The sequence below is a fragment of the Clostridioides difficile ATCC 9689 = DSM 1296 genome, from assembly GCF_001077535.1.
Classification (GTDB): Bacteria; Bacillota; Clostridia; order Peptostreptococcales; family Peptostreptococcaceae; genus Clostridioides; species Clostridioides difficile.
The window spans coordinates 12,510-31,132 of the sequence record NZ_CP011969.1 but is presented as its reverse complement, the minus strand read 5'-3'; the positions used below and the strand labels follow the sequence as shown (position 1 = coordinate 31,132).

The window sequence follows — 18,623 nt, the reverse complement described above, 5'->3', positions numbered from 1 at the left end:
GATTTTTTTCAATATTGAATTTTTAAATTATTCAATATTGGTTTTTCTTATAAAATCATTACTTAATAAAATTTCCTATTTTTTATACTTTTTTTAAAATACATCTTCTGGAATTTCTACTTGAACATATTGTTTATTTACATCATATTTGTAATCTCTGTTTAACTCCTCACTAGTCGTGTAAAGTCTTTTTCTTCTTTCTGAAAAATTCATTTTAAAACTTATATTCTGTTTTCCTGTTATTCTATTTTTTAAAATTAATAAATAAGTGTCGTCTGTCTCTTCTTCTTCATCAACAACTCTGTAAGTTGATAAAATATAATCTGCATAATTAACAATCTCACTTGCTCCAGACACATCATACATAGTTGGCTTCATGTCACCCATATTTTTACGAGGATGTGCAACTAAAACTATTACTAAGTTATATTTTTTAGCGAGATTTTTTAAGTTGCTTACTATCTGCTCTTGTCTCTCATATTTATCTGCCTTATTGCCAGTTTTTATTGTCATTAGATTGTCAAGAACAAAGAACCTAACCCCTTTTTTTAAATATAAATGCTCTATGGTATTTAGCAGATTTACTTCATCACTTATTGCATCTTCATCATAGAGAAAAAATTTATCTTCTATCCAGTCTGATATAAGCTCAACGGCGTAATCTGGAATATCTGTGTATGTTCCTCCATAGACACTTTTATATTCTTTTATGTGATAATCATTAGCTACAGTTTTTCTAAACCAATCCATAGACATGAAAGAGGGTAATTCTCCAGAATACAAAAATGCTTTTTCTCCATTCGTAATTGCTTGTGCTATAAACTGGTTAACTATAGTTGATTTACCAGATGCAGGTTTACCAGTTAAAATTGTAAGAGTTCCATATCTAAATCCATCTAGCATATTGTTTAGTTTATTAAAACCCGTGTCTATGGACTTGTGTACGCCTTTTTCACGTTTTATTTTTGATGCGTCAATGTAATTATCATTTACACTACTGCTCGTCGTCACAAGTGCTTTTAAATCGTTTATATCTATAATCAATTCATCTATACTTGTATCTGAATTTGAATTATTAATTAATTCATTTGCTAACTCTGAAATTTGTCTTTTAAGTAACTTCTCTTTTATGATTTTTATATAGTGATCTATGTTTGAAGTAGTTATAACTATAGTTGTTAAACTGGTAATGTAACTAACGCCTCCAATATCTACTAATCTATCTATTTTTTCTAATTCATTTTTTAAAAGCAAAAGATCTAGTGGTTTATTTGAGTCAATTATTTTCTTCATGCAAGATAAAATAATTTTATGTGACTCAAAGTAGAAATCATTTTCTTTTAATTCCCTTATTTTGTAACCTATAGAGTCATTTATAAGAAAACTTCCTAGAATGTTTTGCTCTGCTTCTAAAGAGTAATTCATTTAATCACCCCCAGCTTATTATTAAAATGTCACAACTAAAGGAATCACCCTTTCGACGTCATACAATACCCCACAAATACGATCTCTTGGAACATTTTTGTAAACTAAAATATCAATTATGTCGGCAATAAGTTTTGCATAGTATTTTGGAGTTTCAAATCCATAACTTCTATAAGCAAGTTTTTCTTCAACAAATTGCTCGCATTTACTTCTTGTACTTGTTCTAGTTTCACAATCTTTACTTTCAAATATCATTTCTCTTATTTTTGGATCAGTTCTTAATCCTTCAATAAGTCTTTGTATATCTTGATCTGTAAGTTCATGTTTTTTTTCTTTCCACTTAGCATACCTCCTGTCTTTAACTATTTAGTTGCTTCTTTTGATTTGAAACTATTCTACACCATGATAATTTACATGCTATAATTAATTTAAACATACTTCCAATATGTTTAAATTAATTAGAAAGGTGGTGAGAGTATGAGCCAATATCGAGTTATAAGCAAAGAATGTCCTGTAATAAACGAAACCATTTCTCTTACTTGCGAATATTCAGCTCCTCCAGGTACTTTTGGATCTAAGTTAATGTCAACTAGATGTGATGGAAGTCATATTTGCGACTCTTCTTCTAATGAAGAATGTCCTATTCTAAAAAACTTCTTAGATAGTAGCTTTGGGATTTTCATCTGGAAAACAATACTTAAATGCAGTCACTTTTACACCTGTTATTTTGCTTAATTTAGTAAAAGAATGATACATACAAGTAAAATCGCCCTCACATTCTTGCAGGTAATCGCAAACTTCACATGATGTGGGGGCTTCTCTATTCCCTCTAAACACCATCTCCATAATTTCATTTTGCAAATGTCTTGCTATGCAATGTAATTCTTTTTCAGTAAGTTCTAACTTTTCCTCTTTCATGAGCAACCTCCTAATTTATTTAACATTTAATTCTTTATCTGTTTCATTGAGTTTGTAACTAAATTTAATTGACCTGTGTTTTAATTCTACGCCATGATAATTTGCATGTTATAATTAATTTGAGCATATTGGCAGTATGTTCAAATTAATTATAGGGTGGTGATGAATATGTGCAAAATTAAAACCTTAAGAGAAAAATGCTCTCTTATTGACGATAAAGTTGAATTTTCTGGTGAATATAAAACTTTTCCTGGATTCGCTGGATCAAAACTTTTAGAGTGCGAATGTAATAAAAATTACATTTGCAAAATTCAAATAATGACTGCTAATAGCAACTGTCCTCTTTTTAAAAAAGCACGTCAATTACAATACTAAAATTTTAATTTACTAAATTTATTTAGTAAAAATATCTACACCTGTCATTTCACTTAATTTTATAAAAGTGTCTATATGGGTGAAATAGTCCTTGCATTCTTCGAAGTAATCGCAAACTTCACAAGATGTAGGGGCTTCTCTGTTTCCTCTAAATGCTATCTCTAACACTTCATTTTGCAAATGCCTTGCAATGCAGTGCAAATCCTTTTCAGTAAGTTCTACAGTTTTATCTGCCATAAACAATCCTCCTAATTTATACTTAACTAAATATCTGACTTAATCTCGAACTCAATATTAAATTGGGCAAGTTTATTAATCGATTCTTGGAGTTGACAAATTCGCTCATTGACATTTTCTATCAATTCCTCAAATTCCTTAATATCCCTAACACCTAAGAATAACTTCACATTAGAACTATTCAAATAAACAGCCTCTTCTTTTTCATTCATCCTATCTACCTCCTATACTATTTAGTTTTTAAAGTTCTTTAAAGCCACTGAGTGGATTCTTAGCCTTTGTAACTGGTTGCAATATACCTTTGCTAGTATCAGCATTCCCCCAAGTCAACAAAGCTCTGTAATGACTCTTATATCTACTCCCTTTACCATTTACGATATAGTTTTCTAAACTAACAATTTTATCATGTATGTATTTCTTCCCAAACTTGCTTATAAGTTTGTCATATTCATCTTTAGTTAGTTTTACTTTTTCTATATCTAAGTCCAAGAATGATAGATCTAAATAATCAGTTTTAGGTTCATTTTGTGGAGTGGTATTACTTTTTATATAAGTCTTTTTAATATTAGTCTTTTTACTGTGCATCATATTCACTACCTGTTGTGCATGAGGTGCACTAGGGTTGTGCATCATATTCACTACCTGTTGTGCATCATATTCACCACCTAATTTAGCTGTTAAAACAAAATATATGTTGCTTTCTTTTTCATTTGAGTTACTTTTTATTCTATTTTCTTTTTTAATTAACCCTTTATTTTCTAAAATTTTAACTACGCTTTTGGCTTGCCTTTCACTACATCCGCATTTCAAAGCGATCGTTTTATAGCTTGGAAAGCAACAACTTTCATTATCAGAATATCTTGCAAGAACTATATAAATCATTTTTTCATAGATTCCTAAATCTTCTCTATCTACTAGATCATTCTCTAGCCAAAACCACTCTTTTTTTCTTGCATCCTTCAAGAGATCCATCTCATCACCTCCCCTCCGAAATTATTTTTTAAGATAATAACTTAAGTTTATAATCATCAAGTATCAGATCTTCTTTAGTCAAAGTTTTATATGCTATTTCCTCTGTCTCTTTTTCATAATACATGACTAGTATTTCATTCTTTTCTACTTTCGTAATGATGCAATCAACTTTTGTACCAAACCTTATATCTTGTAATTGAACTGCTGTTCCTATTTGATTTTTATTAAAATCTGAAATTTTCAAGCTTACCACTCCCTTTAAGTATTTACTGTTGTTATTTCTGATTCATAATGTCTTTATTTTCTTTTTTGAAATTACTTAATGCGTATGTGCTGGAGATTATGGTTTCTATAGTTCTCCATTCATTTGGTTCGTTTTTTTTTAAATAATCTATCATCAAAGCTGTTTCTACTTTTTCTTTGTTTGAACAAATCATTTTTCACCCTCCTACACTTACTTTGTCGTTCAACTTATTTTAAGTATAACTACTTTGTCGTTAAAAATCAATATCTTTTTTATTTTTATCATGATTTTGTCGTTATAATTATTTTTTTAATGACAAAGTCGTGTTTTTATAGTATAGTAATGACAGAGGAGGATTGTAAAAATGGCAGAAGTTTCAAAAAAATTAAAAGCTAAAGAAATTGGAAAAAGATTAAATGAGTTAAGAACTCTTGAAAGACTTTCGCAGAGAGCGTTTGGGGAAAGAATTTTCTTATCACAAGATCAAATTTCTTTATTGGAAAAAGGAAAAAGAGTTTTGACAGAAAGAAGTATTAACGACATATGCAGAGAATTTGAAGTAAATGAGGAATGGCTAAGAAGTGGAAAAGGTGAAATTTATAAAGATTGTTTAGCTGACTTAGAAATTGATGATGATGTAAAAGAAATAACTAACAAACTTTATGAATTAGAACAAGAAGATAGAGATGCTATCTTGAAAATGATAGAATTATTGCAAAAGAAAAACAAATAGCAATAAAAAGAGGTTTGAAAATTTATCAAACCTCTTTTATTTTCATATAAAATGTTTCTATGCAATCTGTTAAAAAAACATAATCTTTTTTAGAAATTTTTTTCATTTGATGTATAGATATAGCAACTTTTTTCTTATTTTTAGTGCAATTCATTTTTGATTCAAGTTTTAATTCTCCCATAGAATCCCCCATATTTTCAAAATATTCTGATTTATATTTTTACAGTTACATTGCTTCTGAAAAATAACAGACTTCCCCCTTTTATAATTTTTAAATTTTTATCAGATACTAAATTAATGTTTTTTGCTTTTGTATGTCATGCCCTAGATGAGTTTGAAAATTTAATTGTATTCAATATTGAAAATTAAGATTTTTGATTATTTTTAAAAATATTTTACGTACGTAGTTTTATATGTATTTTATATGTATTATTTCGATATATATCTTCTTTATGTTACAATTGTAACACCTAATTTGACATTAGGCAAATGTCAAAATTTACCATTTTTGATTATTTTGTAAAATTTAATTTTACAAAAATAGAATTGTATACAATCAATATACAAAGAGAAAAATTTATACTTATATTTCTTTTTATATTGATAAATTTTGATAATTTTTTATTTTTTTTACTCCTGCTTAAATTTTTTTTAAAGAAAAATTAATTGGTAAAAATTGGTAAAACATTTTTAGACATTTAGTATTGTGTAGTTAACTCTATTGTTATAGTATTTTAGATATACTTTTAGAAGGTGGTGTACTTTATGAAGATAAAAAAGATTCCAGAAAGTGAATTGTTGGTTATGATGTTTATTTGGGACAGCGAAGATAAGGAAGTTGCATCTACTGAAATTTTGAAGACACTAGGCGAAAAGTACGAATGGAAAAAATCAACTATGTTAACTTTCTTGAGGAGATTAGTTGGTAGAGGATTTTTAGAGGTTGTTAAGAAAGATAGATTTACATATTATAAAGCATTAATAGAAAAAGAAGAATATTTAAAAGTTGAGACTAAAAGTTTCTTTAGTTTCTTTCACAAAAATTCTTTTGAAAGTTTTATAAGTGCTCTGCATGATGATGAAGAAGTGTCTGAAAATAAATTAAAAAGTTTAGAAAAGTTTATTGAGGATTGGGAAGAAGATAAATAGAGAGCCAATATAATTTTATTTGGTTCTCTATCTATATATTTGACCTTCTATTTCCATTTTTAAGCAAATTTGTATCTTTTTAGGTAAATAACATCAAGTTTGTAATTAAAACACGTCAGACAAGCCTTTAAATGCTTTTAAGCTATATTTAATAAACTTTATTTTTATCAATTTCCTTTTTCCACTCATCAAAATTACAAATCCGATAAACTTTTCTTATTTTTGGAACTTCTCTAAGTTTTTCTTTGTCATATTCATATACATTTACTTTTTTTGTTTCAATGTATTTATTTTCTTCTAAAGTTTTAACAGAAGAAGTTATGATATCTAAATTATTTTTACTTTTAGAACTTAGTCCTATATTTTCTGCTATAAAACTATTAGTTGCAGGTTTAAAATTAGTTTCTGTAGTGATTGTTTTAAGTAAAAAATATACTTTTATTGTATTTGATTTAAATTTATTGACCATTTTTTTAAGCATTTCATAATTTATCAATGCAAATTTGTTTAAATCAATATTATTTTCTGACGGTAAACAATATACAATTCCATTTAGGGTATTTTCTATTTTTAGAATTTTAAAATCTAACTTCTCTAGTTTTTTTATATTTCTTTGGATTGTTGCTTTATTTACATTCAGTTCATTTGCTATTTCTTGAATATCAAGTTTATTCTTATACAAAATTCTATTTTTATGGGTATTAAAAATGTCACTATTTTCAGCACTCTTTATTAATAGTGCTCCATATTCTTTTATATAATATTGCTTATCTTTTAAACAATATGTTGCTATTGGTAAGTAAATTTCTTTCTGAATTTGTTTTCTGTTTTCAAGCATAAAAAATTCTTCATCTCCAATCTTTTATAAGAAATTATTTTTAGTAAGTGTTTAAAGTATACTAGAAAAATAAATACTAAAGTTTTTTAATATAAAAAAAGAATAGTTCAGAACATCTTTTCTAGTCTTTAATAGTTTTTAAAACAGTTTTTAAAGTCTTTAATAGTTTTTAGACAAGCTATAATAATTGGTATATCTAGGTTTCAGAGATGAAAGGTCATCATTTTAAGGGTCAAAGGTCATCATTTTAAGGGTCAAAGGTCATCATTTTAAGGGTCGAAAGGTCATCATTTTAAGGGTCAAAGGTCATCATTTTAAGGGTCAAAGGTCATCATTTTAAGGGTCAAAGGTGAGCGTCTTTCAAAAATAGTTGACCTTTTTATAAATTAGGTATTATAATTTATATGAGGTGATAGATTTTGGAAAAAAAAGAAATTTTAATGCAACCAAATAATTTAATAAAAAGTAAATATGATTTTACAAATGTGGAAAATAAATTATTTTACAAAATACTTTTTAATGCTCAGAAACAGCAAAATTCATCTTATGTTACAACTATATCAAAAGAAGAACTAAAAGTATTTATGAAAAACAATAATGATTATGAGCATAAAAATATAAAAGAAATTTTGAACATGTTTCAACAAAGTGTTTTGGAATTTGACTATATAGAAGAGACAACTGGCAAGTTAAAAACTTTTGGAAGTGGTTTAATTAATACATATGAATTGGATCATACAGACCAAATTTATACAATTATGATGCATGAAGTTCTATACAATCATATAACTGATTTTGTAAAAATGCAGAAAAAGAAAAATGGATATACAGCTATTAATTTATCAGTGTTATTTAATTTTAGAGGTGCATATACTCAGAGGTTATACACTTTATTTAGACTATGGAGCAGAGAAAATAAGGAAGTGGAGATAAAATATAAGTTAGATGAATTAAGATTTTATTTGAAATTAAAAGATAATGTATATCCAGAGTATAAATATTTTAAACAAAATGTTCTAAAAAGAGCAATGAATGAAATAAATAAAAAAGGCAACATGGTTGTTTCAATAAAAGAAGAAAAAAGAAAAAATAGAAAAATAGATGAAATAATTTTTTCTGTGATAGATTATGAACCTAGAAAATATTTTGATAAAGATATATTGGTTGAAGATTATATACCTAAAAAGAAGCAGGACAATGAAGTGTCTTTTAGTTTTTATATACCAAATGAAAATATTTTTACAACAGGGACGATTAAACTATTTAAAGAAGATTTTAAAGAGTTTGATTTTAAGAAAGATGTTTATCTGAATGCTTTTAATAAGTCTATTGCTATAGCATTTGAAAGAGATAATACTGATATTATAAATACAAAGAATTATGATTTTTTTAAATCAACACTTTCAAATAAAATAAGTGAAGTTATAATTCATCAAAAAGATGATTTAAAGTTTAAAGAAGAATTAGATAAATATTGGGATGATGAAGATGTTAAAAAAGAAGAAAGAGAAGTTGATTATAGCAAAGATCCTGTCAGACTTGAAACTGTTAGGAGAAATTTATTTGATCAAGGTCTAGTAAATGAAGAAGGATATTACTATAAATAAAAATTGGAGAAAATAAAAAATGTATTATGTTTATAAATATATTGATCCAGCTACAGAAGAATGTTTATACGTTGGAAAAACAGAAGATATATATGCAAGGCATTCATCTCATTTGAGTAATAAAGAAGAAGATTGGTGTACTAAAGAATTAATATTAAAATATATTGAACTTCCACGTAGATATAATATGGATTTTTTTGAAGTTTATTTAATAAATGAACTAAATCCAATATTTAATAAACTAAGTAAAGGTGATATGGATACTGAACACATCTTTTTTGATTACAAGGAAGAAGATTGGAGTACATATTCAGAAGAAGATTTTAAGGAAAAGACAAAGGGAAAAAGAAGATTCAGAGAAAGAAAGATAGATATGAAATATGAAGTAAGTAAAAAATCTATTAATTTTTTAAAGAGAATTGAAAAGTTAGATGCCAAGGTTGAAATGTTATATGAAAATAATGTTTTAAGTGTGCTATATAACTTTGAAAATATGGATATAGAATTTTGTGAGAATGAATTAGATATTAATTTGATATCATATGATTTTGAAACATTAGAAAGATTTGGAAGTTGTTCTTTGATTTCAGTTTATCCCAGATGGAAAGAATATACAGCAACAAATAAAAAAATACTTATAAATATAACATTAGAGATTAGGATTGGATCTTTGGCTAATTTAATGGAATTAATGCCAACATTTGAATATAAAATTACTGAGATTTTCCAACAAATAGAGGATATTTTTCACATACTAGAAGTTGGATATACATGGCAAGAATTATTTGAAATATATAAGGGCTGTAAATATGACAATTAAGAATTGGAGAAAATAAAAAATGTATTATGTTTATAAATATATTAATCAAGATACGGAAGAATGTTTATACGTTGGGAAAACAGAGAATATCTGTGATAGACACGCTAGTCATTTAAGTAATAAAAAAGAAAATTGGTGTAATAAGAATTTAAGACTTGAGTATATGGAATTAGATAATAAATATACTATGGATTTTTATGAGATTTACTTAATAAATAAACTAGAGCCTAAATTTAATATTACTGGAAAAGGAGAAATGGATATCGCTAAAACATCATTTTCCTATAATGGTCAGTGGGTAATTTATTTAGAAAGAGACTTAATGTCGAGTTTGGCATCAAAGAGATATGGAATAAATTATGAAGTGAATGCTAAGATGTTAGGCATAATGAGAAAATTAAAGAAGATAAGCAGCAATGAAGAAATATTTATTGGAAATGAAAATATAAGAATAAAATATTACTTTGAAACAGTACTAGAAGGAATTAATTTAGAACCATGCATATTGAGTGTAGCATATAAGACACTAAAAGAAAGTACAGTTGGAACAGTAATCTCAGTAAAACGTGAATATTTATCAGAAAATGTATGTTTAATCATTGATAGTATTTTTCTAAATGAAATAATGAAAGATCCTTTAATGTCTAAATCAGATATTAAAGATTTAAATAGCCAAGTCAATGATATTCTTAAAATAATAGGGGTTGATTGTGAGTGGAACAAGCTTTCTGATTATTGTAGTGCAAACTCTTAACTGATATTACAAAATATGGTATAATTAAATTTAGCAAGAAGAGCGTAATATACAATCTATAGAGTGGAGTTCATGTACAAAAGATTATCCTCCCAACGATTCGAGGGGAGGTGAGTTACATGGATAACTTTTTGTTTAATGTTTTAGCTAGTTTAACAGCTAGTGTGGTAGTTTACTTAATCAGTGAACTATTCAAAAAAGCAAAAAGCCACTCTCGTGCAAAGAGTGACTTACAGGTTGAATTTAAATTTATATTTAAATTCAAAAAATAAACTACGTTTATTATGAACTCCACTCTACGCCTAAATAGATTGTAGTTCTTCTTGCTTTTATTATATCACAAAATCTTTAAAATGATACAATTTTATATCATTTCTTATTATTAAGAAATAGAAAAACACTTTAATTGATTAAAGAATAATTTTATATAATCTTGTAAAAATATAAAAAGAACACTTAATATATTAGCTTGAAAAATATTAAGTGTTCTTTTTTTCTATTCTATTTAAATAAAATAGAATAGAAAAAATGATTGAAAATATTATTCTATCGTGATAGAATGAAAAAAACAGAATATTCTACCGTGATAGAATATTCTGTTTTGAAGAAGAAGTAAATATTATTTGAAGGTTAAAAATATAAGAACAATGGAGGGAATTATGGAAGTAAACCTACATACAGGAAAAGATGAATTTTTTAAGAACCATGAAGTAGCAAAAAACTATATAGGTGGATTATATAAACTTATTGATGTTTACAAATTCTCAATGGAATCAGTTTCCGTTTTAACTAGAATAGATTTAGATAAGTTAAATAATTTCTATGCTGGAGAAGCTAGTTTAAACTATGATGAATTGTGCTTAATAGAAAGTGTAATTATAACTCCTTTGGTAGGAGCATTTGAAACTGCTGAGCATAATTACAATATGATTATTAAGGCACGTAAAGAAAGGAAACTGTAATTGAGAATAATATAAAAAAATAGGGGGAAAACAAATGAAAAAAACAATTGCTTTATTACTAACGCTTTGCGCAGTAATGATTCCATTTACAGCTTTTGCTGATGGAAATGATTATGAAGGTACTGGAAACTCACAAACAGTTGAATTAATTGGACAACCAAACTCAGATTCGCCTTCAACTAAATCTATTGTCGTTCCAGGTGGTACTGCTAATTTAACAGCAATGAGTGGAGGGCAGTTATCTTGGAGAGTAACATCTACGCTTGGAAATATTTTAGGATTTGAAGGAGAAATAAATGTATATAAGGCTGGCAAAATTGTATCATCTCAACTTGTAGGCTTTAGATTAGCTGGAACTACTAAAACTGGTGTAGTAAGTTTCAAAGGGCTAAAAAAGGGTTCATATATTGCTAAATTTAAAGGAAAAGGTGTGTGTACAGGAGGTATTATATTATTCTCTAGTCCAGCTGAAGCTTCTTTTACAATTAGATAATTATAAAAAGTAGAAAAGAGTGTTTAGAAATATATGAAACACTCTTTTTTTTATGCAAAATTATAAAAAGTGTGTTTTTAATTATATACAAAATGATAAATTTTATAAAAAATTATAAAATATTATAAAAAATATCTTATAAATCTATTGAATTACTATGTGAAATTTGGTAAAATATATGTAAATATTAATAAATTTTATAATATTTTACAAAAAAGGAAGTGGTTGAATGAGTAGGATAGTTCTAACATTTAAAAACAATGATAAAGAAAAAGCAATTGAAAAGTTTTTAGATGAGAAATTATCAGCTACAGCTTATTTAAAAGAACTCGTTTGGGAAAAAATGAATGAAAAAAAGGATAATGCTGTAGTTGAACAGAAAAAAGAAATAGAAGATCCAGCTAACAATTTTGATTTTGGAAGTTTAGAATAAAAGGGGGAAATAACATAAATGAGTAAATTAGGTATAGATATTGGAAATTATGCAGTTAAAACAAGTACAGATGATATTTTTGAAAGTAAAGTTACAGAGGTAAAAAACTTTGGTTCAGATTCAGATAGCATTAAAATAGGTAATAAAACATATTATTTAGGCGAAGGTGACGAGGAAATAAATATAGTTAAATATGAGAAAGAAAACTTCTTACCGCTTTTACTTGGGGCTATATGCAGAAATACAGATGATGAAGTTATTGATCTAGCATTAGGTCTACCAGTGAAGCAATTTGGAGGATTAAGAAAAGATTTGATTGAAAAATTACAAGGAAAAGAATATCATGTTGAATTTGAAAAAGGAAATGAAACTACTAAAAGAGATATAACAATAAGATCTGTTCAAGTGTTTCCAGAGGGAGTTACAGGATACTTATATTATGCAAAAGACATAGTTGACCAAATTGCAGGAAGAGATGTTGTTTTAGTTGATATTGGTGGAAAGACAACAGATATTGCGCTTGTACAAGGGAATAAAGCGACTGATCCATATTCTGTAAATGTTGGAACGATAAATATATATGATGCAATAAAAAAATCTCTTGAAATGGATGAAAGATTTCTGGGTAAAGTTGAGATAAAAAGAGAAAAAATACAAGACTACATAGACAAAGGGTTTTACCTAAATGGTGAAAAACAAGATATAAAGAAAAATATAGATGCGTCTGTTGGATTATTTAAACAAATATATAATGAATTGAAATTAAATTACCCAATATCAACTTCTGCTGTTGTCGTTATGGGTGGAGGTGCTAAATTGTTAGGTGAAGCATTTAAAAAGAATATACCTGGCATAATAGTCATGAGTGATGTAGATAAACATGTTTTTGCAAATGCAAAAGGATACAAAAAAATGATGAAATAAAAAAGGATTTAGTTTATAGTATGTATAATAGATTACAAATATATGATATTTGTAATCTATTATTTTTTGAGGAGGTTTTATATGACTTGGAGTGATTTGAAAGAAAAAAATATTAATGAAGTTGTTGATTGTATTAATAATAAATTAAGTGAATTTGAAAGTCTTAAAAAAGTTGGAGATGAATTAGGGGCAAATGAAAGTACTATAAGGAAGTGGCTTAATAAGAAAGGATATAAAAGAGTTGGAAACAGGTTTTTAGAAGATAATAAAAGTTATGATGACAAATATCAGATAGATAGCATTAACAGTAAGATTGATGATGATATCAAATATTTATCTAATGAAATTGATAATATAAAAAGTGTGATAGAATGGTTTAAAACTAAAGATGATAAATGTCATATAGATAGCATTAAAGAAAATGATATATCTATAGATCTTCCAGATCAGTCTATAAAAAGAACTACAATTAGGGTAAATAATACAGTGTGGGAAATGTTTAATAAATTTGCAGATGAGAATAAACATTATGATAAACATGATTTGCTAAGTCAATTATTGCTTGAAAGTCTATTAAAATATGTGAAGAGCAGATGAAGTGAGATATTTAATCTTCTTCATCTAGATTTTTAAATTTATGCACAGTGGACATTAATCGTATAAAATATCCATCTAAATAATCTGGCTCTAAATCATTTATTTTATATTTGAAATATTCTTTTTCTGTAACTATAGGTATGTAATATATGTGGAAAATTTTAATTCTCTTAAGTAGAACTCTTTTTTTAACAAGTCTTTTAAGTAGAATTTTTGTCGTAGATTTCTGCCACTTGTGTTTTTCATTGCAAATGCGAATAATTTCTTTCCTTGATATTCTTGAATTTCTTTTCCAAAAGATTTTCATTACAATTAATTCGCCACGTTTTAAGCTTTGTATTAACATGATGCACTCCTTGTAAATGTTTATAATATAGTAGCATTTTTTTATTTAAGATAGTACAGGTAAGTTATTCCAGAAAAAAAGCAACGCTAGAATGTTTCAAAACTAAATATGATAAATATCATATAAATGTCATTAAAAAATGATTTATTTTTATTGTGATAAGTTAAATAAAAAGAATTAGAAGATAATAAAATTTTCTAGTCTTTTTATTTATTTAATCTTAGATTTAACAGATGCGTAATTGCAACGTATAAGATTATTAAAAGAAATAGAAAAATAAAGAAAGCAAAAGATGATAGTTTTTTTATCTATTATCCTTTGCTTTCTCTAATATTAGGATTTTACTATGTTTTTGTCAATTGCATTGTTTCTGTATGCTCTTTCAATTCTATTTTTACCTTGAAGAAAATAATCGCTATCTAATTCTATTCCAACAAACTTTCTATTTATATTTGCACAAGCTATTCCTACACTGCCAGAACCAAAACAATTATCCAAAACAAGTTCATTTTCGTTTGTATAAGTTTTTATAAGATATTCTAAAAGATCTACTGGCTTTTGAGTTGGATGGATGCAATTTGTTTCTTTATTAAAATACAATGTATTATTAGGATAATTTGTATATTCTTGAACATATTCTTTTGATAAAGTATGATGTCTATATATTCCATCTTTATTTTTATTTTTCTTTTTACATGTAATAGGTTTATCTAATTTTTCTAAGTTTTGAGGATTGTATAAAGGAGCTTTTTTATAGAATACATTAATATCTTCTACTTTTCGAAGTGGCTGGTATTTAGAAAATGCGAATCCTGTAGATTTATTTTAATCCAGTACCAACTGTATTTATAGTTTTTAATATTTGAATTTATCAAACTAGTAGTAAATGGTTGTGCTGAAAATAGTACTATAGCTCCACCATCTTTTATAATTCTATTATATTGATTCCAGATTGATTTGAAAGGTATTATTGTGTCCCATTTACAATTAGTTGTGCCATAAGGAAGATCGCATAGAATTAAATCTATTGATTTATCTTCTATTAGATCCATTATTTCTAAACAGTTTCCATTGTATAGTTTATATTTTTCTATGTTAAGCATGTTGCAAGTCCTCCTAAGTTGAATAAATTTTATATTGATTGGATATTACAACAAGTTATTATTTGATAAAATCTAATGCTTTGTAAAGTGTATCAAATCTATCATTACCTTTTATCATTGTGTAATGCTCTTTAGTAATAGAACCTATCTTCTCACATGCTCCACCGCCTACAACATAAAGATTTTGCGTCTGACCTGGTACGTAATCTTTTATATCACATATCAGTATTTTCCCATCATTATAACCCCAACCAACTACAGTTGCAGGGATTTTGTCAACTTCTCCATCATAAACTATTGTATGTTTGTACATCTGTTTAACTCCCTCATTATTTATATTTTTATTTAATATACCTTCTACAATTAACTTAGCAATCCCTTCATGACCTAGTTTCTTAGCTTTCTCATAATCTTCTTTATTATCACAAAAGAAACTTTCAATTAATACTGCTGTAGGCTTTGAACTATTTAAGATATATAAACTTTTATCTAATTTAGCACCTCTATTACCTACTTCTTTATCTCCTTTTTTTCTTATGAAAGGTTTAGACAGTTTATCTACTACCCTCTGCGCATATTCCTTCCCTTTTTCACTATAGTAAAATACTTCTGTTCCAAAAGCTCCTACACCACTTGAATTTAAATGCAACTCTATAAGTAAGTTATAGTTTCCACTATTAATCTTAGGTATTTTATATGACTTTTCTTCTGATTTAGTTTTAAATTGCTTTTCGGGACATATTATTACATCTACCTTATGCCCTTCTTTTCTAAATATATCTGCTAATACTGGTGCAAGAGATTTGTTGTATTGATACTCGTTAATTACTCCATCAGCAGAAGTGCATGCTCCACTTTTTAAAATACTGTGTCCTACTGTAATACATATTTTCATTATTTATTACCTCCCTTAATATTTAATTCGTCTGTCATTGTATCTAGTAAATTGCCTATTTTCTCCTTTAATTTTTTGGGAACTGGTAATCCACATAAGTACATATTTTTTAATATACTTACACTTTCATACAAAATGAATAGAATAGAGAAAAATTCAGATATTCCAAGATGATTTAATCTCAAGAAATCAATCCAATCTTGTGGCAACATAAATAAAAAGTTAAACTTTGTAAGTATATCAACTACTGCTAGAAAAAATATACATGCTATCATTGCAACTTTTCTTATTCCTCCATTTATTCCAAAACTTGAATTAAACTGATGTGTTTTTATTGCTCTTAAGCAACCTAACAGTGTATCAAATGCTATTGCTAATATTACTAATTTTATAAATATATTTGTTGCTAAAAAAACTATTGTTAAATTCATATTTCCTCCTAATTTTTGTATTAAAAAGGACCTAGAATTATCTAAGTCCTTTAAATGTATTAATTTATTATTTTACCTTTAAATTGTTAACGAAATCTGCAGCTATAATAAAGTATGCTGCATCACATTTTGCTTCTCCCATAATCCCTGGATTAGAAATGTAACAACTTGTTGGGTTTTGTTCTAGCCCCTCTAGCTTTATATTTTCTACCATTATAAATATCTCCCCCATAGTAGGTATAATTAACATTAGAACTAGAATGCAAATTACAATTATTTTCTTCATTTTTTAATCTCCTTTTAATAGAATTTTTTTATTATAGATAAAAATAAAAAATATATAACTAAAAAAGGAAATTATTTTTAATTTATATAAAAAAAACCTATTTTGTTGGTTCTGCTCCTTCTACTACTCCACTTTCTCTAATTATATAATCCTCTACTGCTTTTCTATACTCTGTGTTAGTTACGTCATCTAATTCAAATTCTCGATTTTTTAGAGGGTTTAATCCTCCGTTTAATATCCTCTCTGCTAATATTCTTACTACAACATTATTTATATTCATTATAATAATCCTCCTACTTTTTCATTTTCATTTAATAAAACTTGATTTTCTAATTCTTGTATTCTCTTTTTTTCTTCACTTACATATACTGGTATTTCTTCCAAAATTGGTTGTTTTGTTTCTATATTTATGCCTATAATTCTATTTTTAATATAATCTATACTTCCATATGGAATATCAATATAATCTAATTCAGTTATTTTATTGTGTGGTAACACATCCCCACAGGACTCACCTGTTTCAAAAATTATTTTGCCTGTTTGGTCATATATTACTCTGTTTGGAACATTCATATTTTTTTCTCCTTCTTAAATAAATTTAATAGCATACCATTTATAAATATGTCTTTGAGTTGAGTCAAAGTTATAAGCTGGAATTTGAACACCAGTATTATTAAAATAAACATCCCCTTCGGAATTATTATAGAGCCAACCATTAGCATGAAAATTTTCATCACTGTTTTTTCTAATAAAAGCTGTAACGCTTGAAAAATCAACACCTCTTTGTGTAGCGACACCACGACAAGCAAAAAGGAAAAGTTTATAATTATTTTTATATTCAGTATCATAGTAATCAAAATCAGCAAAGAAAATGTTAGGCTTAAAATCTAAATTACTAATTTTAACCCAAGTACCAGGTTTAAAAGTTCTGTCGGTTAGATATGGATAAGCAATTTTAGCACTATCCGCAAAAGAAGTGACTGTTCCACTAGCAACTTTATATTTAGAGTTTAATTGCGATATAGTATTATTAGCTTGTGTTAACTGATTCATCAAATCCTGTAAACTAGCGTCTCCACTATCAAAAGACTGCTTTATTTTCTCTGATAACTCAACAAGTGTGTTATTCAAACTTGCTTCTATATTCTTTAATGCTAAAGTATTTATAATACTTGTTTTACCATTTCTAAACCCTTCTCCAATCTCTATCAACTTAGTTGATATATCACTTAAACTAGCATCAGATTGAAGTGGCATTATCTCTTTGCTTATACTTAGCACTTTTTCTGCTGTTGCATTTTCTGAATCTGTAGCAACTATTTTTAATGTGTGTATTGCATTGTCTGCAAGTTCATAGTTTATTGTTTTCTCTGTTGTTAAATCTGTTGTTATTATTTCCTTTAATACATCATCTATAAACCACTCTATTTTAGATAAATTATTATCTGTATCTATTGCTGTAAATGTTGCAGAAGTGGAGTTATAAGAAGTTATATTTAATTTTGGTTTAGTATTACCTTTTGTAAATGTAACAGTTTTATCTAAGAATATTCCACCATAACCATTATCGAGTTCAATAGTTATATTATTTACAGAGTTAAATGCCAACTCAGATAAGAGTTCATCTGTAATAATTAATTCATAGTTTCCATCAACAACATTATTTTTTTCAGCTATTTTAACACCATTTATTTTTTCGATTATTTTAAATCTAACACTAGAATCACTATCTGATATTCTATAATTTATACTACACGCATTACCAATCACACCTAAATCGTTACTTATAAAAATAGTAGGGTCGGGTACAAACTGAACAGTTGTTTCTTGAGTAAAATTCCTACTAATATCAACTTCTCTGCCATTTATTATCTGACAAGCCCTAGTTGAATAAGCTACAAATTTTTTAGTTGCAGATATAGAAACTCTTTCATATTGGTCTAAAGTATAATAAGCAACAAAGTCAGTATAATAAGGACTTCCGTCGTTATAAGTAAGACGTGAAGCATGAATATCTGTCATACGATAATAACCACGTCTTCTTTTGACAGTTCTTTCTAAAACAGTTGTAGACATACTAA

Annotated in this window: 29 protein-coding genes and 1 pseudogene; 12 read left to right on the top strand and 18 right to left on the bottom strand. The window is 26.9% G+C overall.

The window, feature by feature from the left end; translation table 11 throughout:
- Positions 1-93 precede the first annotated feature (93 nt).
- From CDIF1296T_RS19340 to CDIF1296T_RS19325, 3 genes are all read right to left on the bottom strand, one after another.
- A complete protein-coding gene (locus tag CDIF1296T_RS19340; protein ID WP_009900155.1) occupies positions 94-1,425 on the bottom strand; it encodes a DnaB-like helicase N-terminal domain-containing protein in 1,332 nt (443 codons plus the stop codon).
- A 21-nt stretch (positions 1,426-1,446) separates the two neighbouring features.
- Positions 1,447-1,680 (bottom strand): hypothetical protein, encoded by a 234-nt coding sequence (locus CDIF1296T_RS19335; protein ID WP_018112581.1) that lies wholly within the window; start codon positions 1,678-1,680, stop codon positions 1,447-1,449.
- Positions 1,681-2,082: 402 nt separating this feature from the next.
- Positions 2,083-2,343, bottom strand: a complete 261-nt coding sequence (locus CDIF1296T_RS19325; RefSeq protein WP_009894547.1) for a hypothetical protein — start codon at positions 2,341-2,343, stop codon at positions 2,083-2,085.
- 168 nt (positions 2,344-2,511) lie between these two features.
- Between CDIF1296T_RS19325 and CDIF1296T_RS19320 the strand changes: the two genes are divergently transcribed.
- Positions 2,512-2,718: a hypothetical protein gene (locus CDIF1296T_RS19320; protein ID WP_009894548.1), complete on the top strand. Its 207-nt coding sequence runs from the start codon at positions 2,512-2,514 to the stop codon at positions 2,716-2,718.
- A gap of 18 nt (positions 2,719-2,736) precedes the next feature.
- Here CDIF1296T_RS19320 and CDIF1296T_RS19315 read toward each other — a convergent pair whose 3' ends face one another.
- From CDIF1296T_RS19315 to CDIF1296T_RS19595, 5 genes are read right to left on the bottom strand one after another with little or no spacing between them, the layout of a single operon-like run.
- Positions 2,737-2,955: a hypothetical protein gene (locus tag CDIF1296T_RS19315; protein WP_003425624.1), complete on the bottom strand. Its 219-nt coding sequence runs from the start codon at positions 2,953-2,955 to the stop codon at positions 2,737-2,739.
- A gap of 26 nt (positions 2,956-2,981) precedes the next feature.
- Positions 2,982-3,167 carry a hypothetical protein gene (locus CDIF1296T_RS19310; protein ID WP_009894549.1) on the bottom strand — a complete coding sequence of 62 codons (186 nt, stop codon included), beginning with the start codon at positions 3,165-3,167 and terminating at the stop codon, positions 2,982-2,984.
- Between the two features lie 28 nt (positions 3,168-3,195).
- The gene (locus CDIF1296T_RS19305; RefSeq protein ID WP_009894550.1) at positions 3,196-3,927 is read right to left on the bottom strand and encodes a helix-turn-helix domain-containing protein; all 732 of its coding nucleotides are present in this window, start codon (positions 3,925-3,927) and stop codon (positions 3,196-3,198) included.
- 28 nt (positions 3,928-3,955) lie between these two features.
- Positions 3,956-4,180 (bottom strand): hypothetical protein, encoded by a 225-nt coding sequence (locus CDIF1296T_RS19300; protein ID WP_021416806.1) that lies wholly within the window; start codon positions 4,178-4,180, stop codon positions 3,956-3,958.
- Between the two features lie 22 nt (positions 4,181-4,202).
- Positions 4,203-4,364, bottom strand: coding sequence for a hypothetical protein (locus CDIF1296T_RS19595; protein ID WP_009894552.1), 162 nt, complete (start codon positions 4,362-4,364; stop codon positions 4,203-4,205).
- Between the two features lie 171 nt (positions 4,365-4,535).
- Between CDIF1296T_RS19595 and CDIF1296T_RS19295 the strand changes: the two genes are divergently transcribed.
- A complete protein-coding gene (locus CDIF1296T_RS19295; protein ID WP_009894553.1) occupies positions 4,536-4,904 on the top strand; it encodes a helix-turn-helix domain-containing protein in 369 nt (122 codons plus the stop codon).
- A 25-nt stretch (positions 4,905-4,929) separates the two neighbouring features.
- Here CDIF1296T_RS19295 and CDIF1296T_RS19590 read toward each other — a convergent pair whose 3' ends face one another.
- Positions 4,930-5,085, bottom strand: coding sequence for a hypothetical protein (locus CDIF1296T_RS19590; RefSeq protein WP_009894554.1), 156 nt, complete (start codon positions 5,083-5,085; stop codon positions 4,930-4,932).
- Positions 5,086-5,669: 584 nt separating this feature from the next.
- Here CDIF1296T_RS19590 and CDIF1296T_RS19290 point away from each other — a divergent pair.
- Positions 5,670-6,053, top strand: coding sequence for a BlaI/MecI/CopY family transcriptional regulator (locus CDIF1296T_RS19290; RefSeq protein WP_009894555.1), 384 nt, complete (start codon positions 5,670-5,672; stop codon positions 6,051-6,053).
- 148 nt (positions 6,054-6,201) lie between these two features.
- On the opposite strand, the gene CDIF1296T_RS19285 is transcribed toward CDIF1296T_RS19290, so the two are convergent.
- Complete coding sequence (locus CDIF1296T_RS19285; protein WP_009894556.1) at positions 6,202-6,891, bottom strand: HTH domain-containing protein; 690 nt, start codon at positions 6,889-6,891, stop codon at positions 6,202-6,204.
- Positions 6,892-7,310: 419 nt separating this feature from the next.
- On the opposite strand from CDIF1296T_RS19285, the gene CDIF1296T_RS19280 reads away from it, so the two are divergent.
- The 9 genes from CDIF1296T_RS19280 to CDIF1296T_RS19240 all read left to right on the top strand — a co-directional run bounded on the left by CDIF1296T_RS19280 (position 7,311) and on the right by CDIF1296T_RS19240 (position 13,481).
- The gene (locus tag CDIF1296T_RS19280) at positions 7,311-8,498 is read left to right on the top strand and encodes a replication initiation protein (protein ID WP_009894410.1); all 1,188 of its coding nucleotides are present in this window, start codon (positions 7,311-7,313) and stop codon (positions 8,496-8,498) included.
- A gap of 19 nt (positions 8,499-8,517) precedes the next feature.
- A complete protein-coding gene (locus tag CDIF1296T_RS19275; RefSeq protein WP_003429921.1) occupies positions 8,518-9,318 on the top strand; it encodes a GIY-YIG nuclease family protein in 801 nt (266 codons plus the stop codon).
- A gap of 19 nt (positions 9,319-9,337) precedes the next feature.
- Positions 9,338-10,072: a GIY-YIG nuclease family protein gene (locus tag CDIF1296T_RS19270; RefSeq protein ID WP_009894411.1), complete on the top strand. Its 735-nt coding sequence runs from the start codon at positions 9,338-9,340 to the stop codon at positions 10,070-10,072.
- Positions 10,073-10,191: 119 nt separating this feature from the next.
- On the top strand, positions 10,192-10,344 hold the full coding sequence (locus CDIF1296T_RS19265; RefSeq protein ID WP_009894412.1) for a type I toxin-antitoxin system toxin: 153 nt from the start codon (positions 10,192-10,194) through the stop codon (positions 10,342-10,344).
- Between the two features lie 387 nt (positions 10,345-10,731).
- Positions 10,732-11,034 (top strand): hypothetical protein, encoded by a 303-nt coding sequence (locus tag CDIF1296T_RS19260; RefSeq protein WP_009894413.1) that lies wholly within the window; start codon positions 10,732-10,734, stop codon positions 11,032-11,034.
- A gap of 34 nt (positions 11,035-11,068) precedes the next feature.
- Positions 11,069-11,527 carry a hypothetical protein gene (locus CDIF1296T_RS19255; protein WP_009894414.1) on the top strand — a complete coding sequence of 153 codons (459 nt, stop codon included), beginning with the start codon at positions 11,069-11,071 and terminating at the stop codon, positions 11,525-11,527.
- A 229-nt stretch (positions 11,528-11,756) separates the two neighbouring features.
- Positions 11,757-11,960: a hypothetical protein gene (locus CDIF1296T_RS19250; protein WP_003428606.1), complete on the top strand. Its 204-nt coding sequence runs from the start codon at positions 11,757-11,759 to the stop codon at positions 11,958-11,960.
- Between the two features lie 18 nt (positions 11,961-11,978).
- Entirely contained in the window at positions 11,979-12,884 is a 906-nt protein-coding gene (locus CDIF1296T_RS19245) for a ParM/StbA family protein (protein ID WP_009894417.1), read from the top strand.
- A gap of 81 nt (positions 12,885-12,965) precedes the next feature.
- Positions 12,966-13,481 (top strand): hypothetical protein, encoded by a 516-nt coding sequence (locus tag CDIF1296T_RS19240; RefSeq protein WP_009899650.1) that lies wholly within the window; start codon positions 12,966-12,968, stop codon positions 13,479-13,481.
- A 10-nt stretch (positions 13,482-13,491) separates the two neighbouring features.
- Here CDIF1296T_RS19240 and CDIF1296T_RS19235 read toward each other — a convergent pair whose 3' ends face one another.
- The 8 genes and pseudogenes from CDIF1296T_RS19235 to CDIF1296T_RS19200 all read right to left on the bottom strand — a co-directional run bounded on the left by CDIF1296T_RS19235 (position 13,492) and on the right by CDIF1296T_RS19200 (position 18,618).
- A complete protein-coding gene (locus CDIF1296T_RS19235) occupies positions 13,492-13,827 on the bottom strand; it encodes a BlaI/MecI/CopY family transcriptional regulator (protein ID WP_009894425.1) in 336 nt (111 codons plus the stop codon).
- Positions 13,828-14,160: 333 nt separating this feature from the next.
- A pseudogene (locus CDIF1296T_RS19230) lies at positions 14,161-14,930 on the bottom strand (DNA-methyltransferase).
- 58 nt (positions 14,931-14,988) lie between these two features.
- Positions 14,989-15,825: an N-acetylmuramoyl-L-alanine amidase gene (locus tag CDIF1296T_RS19225; protein ID WP_009894431.1), complete on the bottom strand. Its 837-nt coding sequence runs from the start codon at positions 15,823-15,825 to the stop codon at positions 14,989-14,991.
- Complete coding sequence (locus CDIF1296T_RS19220; RefSeq protein ID WP_009894433.1) at positions 15,825-16,256, bottom strand: phage holin family protein; 432 nt, start codon at positions 16,254-16,256, stop codon at positions 15,825-15,827. The genes CDIF1296T_RS19225 and CDIF1296T_RS19220 overlap by 1 nt, the downstream gene beginning before the upstream one ends.
- 67 nt (positions 16,257-16,323) lie before the next feature.
- Complete coding sequence (locus tag CDIF1296T_RS19215; RefSeq protein ID WP_009894435.1) at positions 16,324-16,542, bottom strand: hypothetical protein; 219 nt, start codon at positions 16,540-16,542, stop codon at positions 16,324-16,326.
- A 97-nt stretch (positions 16,543-16,639) separates the two neighbouring features.
- Positions 16,640-16,822 (bottom strand): hypothetical protein, encoded by a 183-nt coding sequence (locus tag CDIF1296T_RS19210; protein WP_009899649.1) that lies wholly within the window; start codon positions 16,820-16,822, stop codon positions 16,640-16,642.
- Positions 16,822-17,115 (bottom strand): hypothetical protein, encoded by a 294-nt coding sequence (locus CDIF1296T_RS19205; protein ID WP_009896669.1) that lies wholly within the window; start codon positions 17,113-17,115, stop codon positions 16,822-16,824. The genes CDIF1296T_RS19210 and CDIF1296T_RS19205 overlap by 1 nt, the downstream gene beginning before the upstream one ends.
- Positions 17,116-17,130: 15 nt before the next feature.
- Entirely contained in the window at positions 17,131-18,618 is a 1,488-nt protein-coding gene (locus tag CDIF1296T_RS19200; protein WP_080623533.1) for a hypothetical protein, read from the bottom strand.
- Positions 18,619-18,623: the final 5 nt, after the last annotated feature.

What these genes read in the sequence shown, in the direction of transcription:
- CDIF1296T_RS19255 (WP_009894414.1), top strand. Translation starts at nt 11,069, where the DNA reads ATGAAAAAAACAATTGCTTTATTACTAACGCTTTGCGCAGTAATGATT.
- CDIF1296T_RS19275 (WP_003429921.1), top strand. Translation starts at nt 8,518, where the DNA reads ATGTATTATGTTTATAAATATATTGATCCAGCTACAGAAGAATGTTTA.
- CDIF1296T_RS19240 (WP_009899650.1), top strand. Translation starts at nt 12,966, where the DNA reads ATGACTTGGAGTGATTTGAAAGAAAAAAATATTAATGAAGTTGTTGAT.
- CDIF1296T_RS19215 (WP_009894435.1), bottom strand. Translation starts at nt 16,542, where the DNA reads ATGAAGAAAATAATTGTAATTTGCATTCTAGTTCTAATGTTAATTATA.
- CDIF1296T_RS19235 (WP_009894425.1), bottom strand. Translation starts at nt 13,827, where the DNA reads ATGTTAATACAAAGCTTAAAACGTGGCGAATTAATTGTAATGAAAATC.
- CDIF1296T_RS19320 (WP_009894548.1), top strand. Translation starts at nt 2,512, where the DNA reads ATGTGCAAAATTAAAACCTTAAGAGAAAAATGCTCTCTTATTGACGAT.
- CDIF1296T_RS19210 (WP_009899649.1), bottom strand. Translation starts at nt 16,822, where the DNA reads ATGAATATAAATAATGTTGTAGTAAGAATATTAGCAGAGAGGATATTA.
- CDIF1296T_RS19335 (WP_018112581.1), bottom strand. Translation starts at nt 1,680, where the DNA reads ATGATATTTGAAAGTAAAGATTGTGAAACTAGAACAAGTACAAGAAGT.
- CDIF1296T_RS19265 (WP_009894412.1), top strand. Translation starts at nt 10,192, where the DNA reads ATGGATAACTTTTTGTTTAATGTTTTAGCTAGTTTAACAGCTAGTGTG.
- CDIF1296T_RS19315 (WP_003425624.1), bottom strand. Translation starts at nt 2,955, where the DNA reads ATGGCAGATAAAACTGTAGAACTTACTGAAAAGGATTTGCACTGCATT.
- CDIF1296T_RS19590 (WP_009894554.1), bottom strand. Translation starts at nt 5,085, where the DNA reads ATGGGAGAATTAAAACTTGAATCAAAAATGAATTGCACTAAAAATAAG.
- CDIF1296T_RS19340 (WP_009900155.1), bottom strand. Translation starts at nt 1,425, where the DNA reads ATGAATTACTCTTTAGAAGCAGAGCAAAACATTCTAGGAAGTTTTCTT.
- CDIF1296T_RS19595 (WP_009894552.1), bottom strand. Translation starts at nt 4,364, where the DNA reads ATGATTTGTTCAAACAAAGAAAAAGTAGAAACAGCTTTGATGATAGAT.
- CDIF1296T_RS19200 (WP_080623533.1), bottom strand. Translation starts at nt 18,618, where the DNA reads ATGTCTACAACTGTTTTAGAAAGAACTGTCAAAAGAAGACGTGGTTAT.
- CDIF1296T_RS19245 (WP_009894417.1), top strand. Translation starts at nt 11,979, where the DNA reads ATGAGTAAATTAGGTATAGATATTGGAAATTATGCAGTTAAAACAAGT.
- CDIF1296T_RS19205 (WP_009896669.1), bottom strand. Translation starts at nt 17,115, where the DNA reads ATGAATGTTCCAAACAGAGTAATATATGACCAAACAGGCAAAATAATT.
- CDIF1296T_RS19225 (WP_009894431.1), bottom strand. Translation starts at nt 15,825, where the DNA reads ATGAAAATATGTATTACAGTAGGACACAGTATTTTAAAAAGTGGAGCA.
- CDIF1296T_RS19290 (WP_009894555.1), top strand. Translation starts at nt 5,670, where the DNA reads ATGAAGATAAAAAAGATTCCAGAAAGTGAATTGTTGGTTATGATGTTT.
- CDIF1296T_RS19295 (WP_009894553.1), top strand. Translation starts at nt 4,536, where the DNA reads ATGGCAGAAGTTTCAAAAAAATTAAAAGCTAAAGAAATTGGAAAAAGA.
- CDIF1296T_RS19220 (WP_009894433.1), bottom strand. Translation starts at nt 16,256, where the DNA reads ATGAATTTAACAATAGTTTTTTTAGCAACAAATATATTTATAAAATTA.
- CDIF1296T_RS19250 (WP_003428606.1), top strand. Translation starts at nt 11,757, where the DNA reads ATGAGTAGGATAGTTCTAACATTTAAAAACAATGATAAAGAAAAAGCA.
- CDIF1296T_RS19310 (WP_009894549.1), bottom strand. Translation starts at nt 3,167, where the DNA reads ATGAATGAAAAAGAAGAGGCTGTTTATTTGAATAGTTCTAATGTGAAG.
- CDIF1296T_RS19270 (WP_009894411.1), top strand. Translation starts at nt 9,338, where the DNA reads ATGTATTATGTTTATAAATATATTAATCAAGATACGGAAGAATGTTTA.
- CDIF1296T_RS19305 (WP_009894550.1), bottom strand. Translation starts at nt 3,927, where the DNA reads ATGGATCTCTTGAAGGATGCAAGAAAAAAAGAGTGGTTTTGGCTAGAG.
- CDIF1296T_RS19325 (WP_009894547.1), bottom strand. Translation starts at nt 2,343, where the DNA reads ATGAAAGAGGAAAAGTTAGAACTTACTGAAAAAGAATTACATTGCATA.
- CDIF1296T_RS19285 (WP_009894556.1), bottom strand. Translation starts at nt 6,891, where the DNA reads ATGCTTGAAAACAGAAAACAAATTCAGAAAGAAATTTACTTACCAATA.
- CDIF1296T_RS19260 (WP_009894413.1), top strand. Translation starts at nt 10,732, where the DNA reads ATGGAAGTAAACCTACATACAGGAAAAGATGAATTTTTTAAGAACCAT.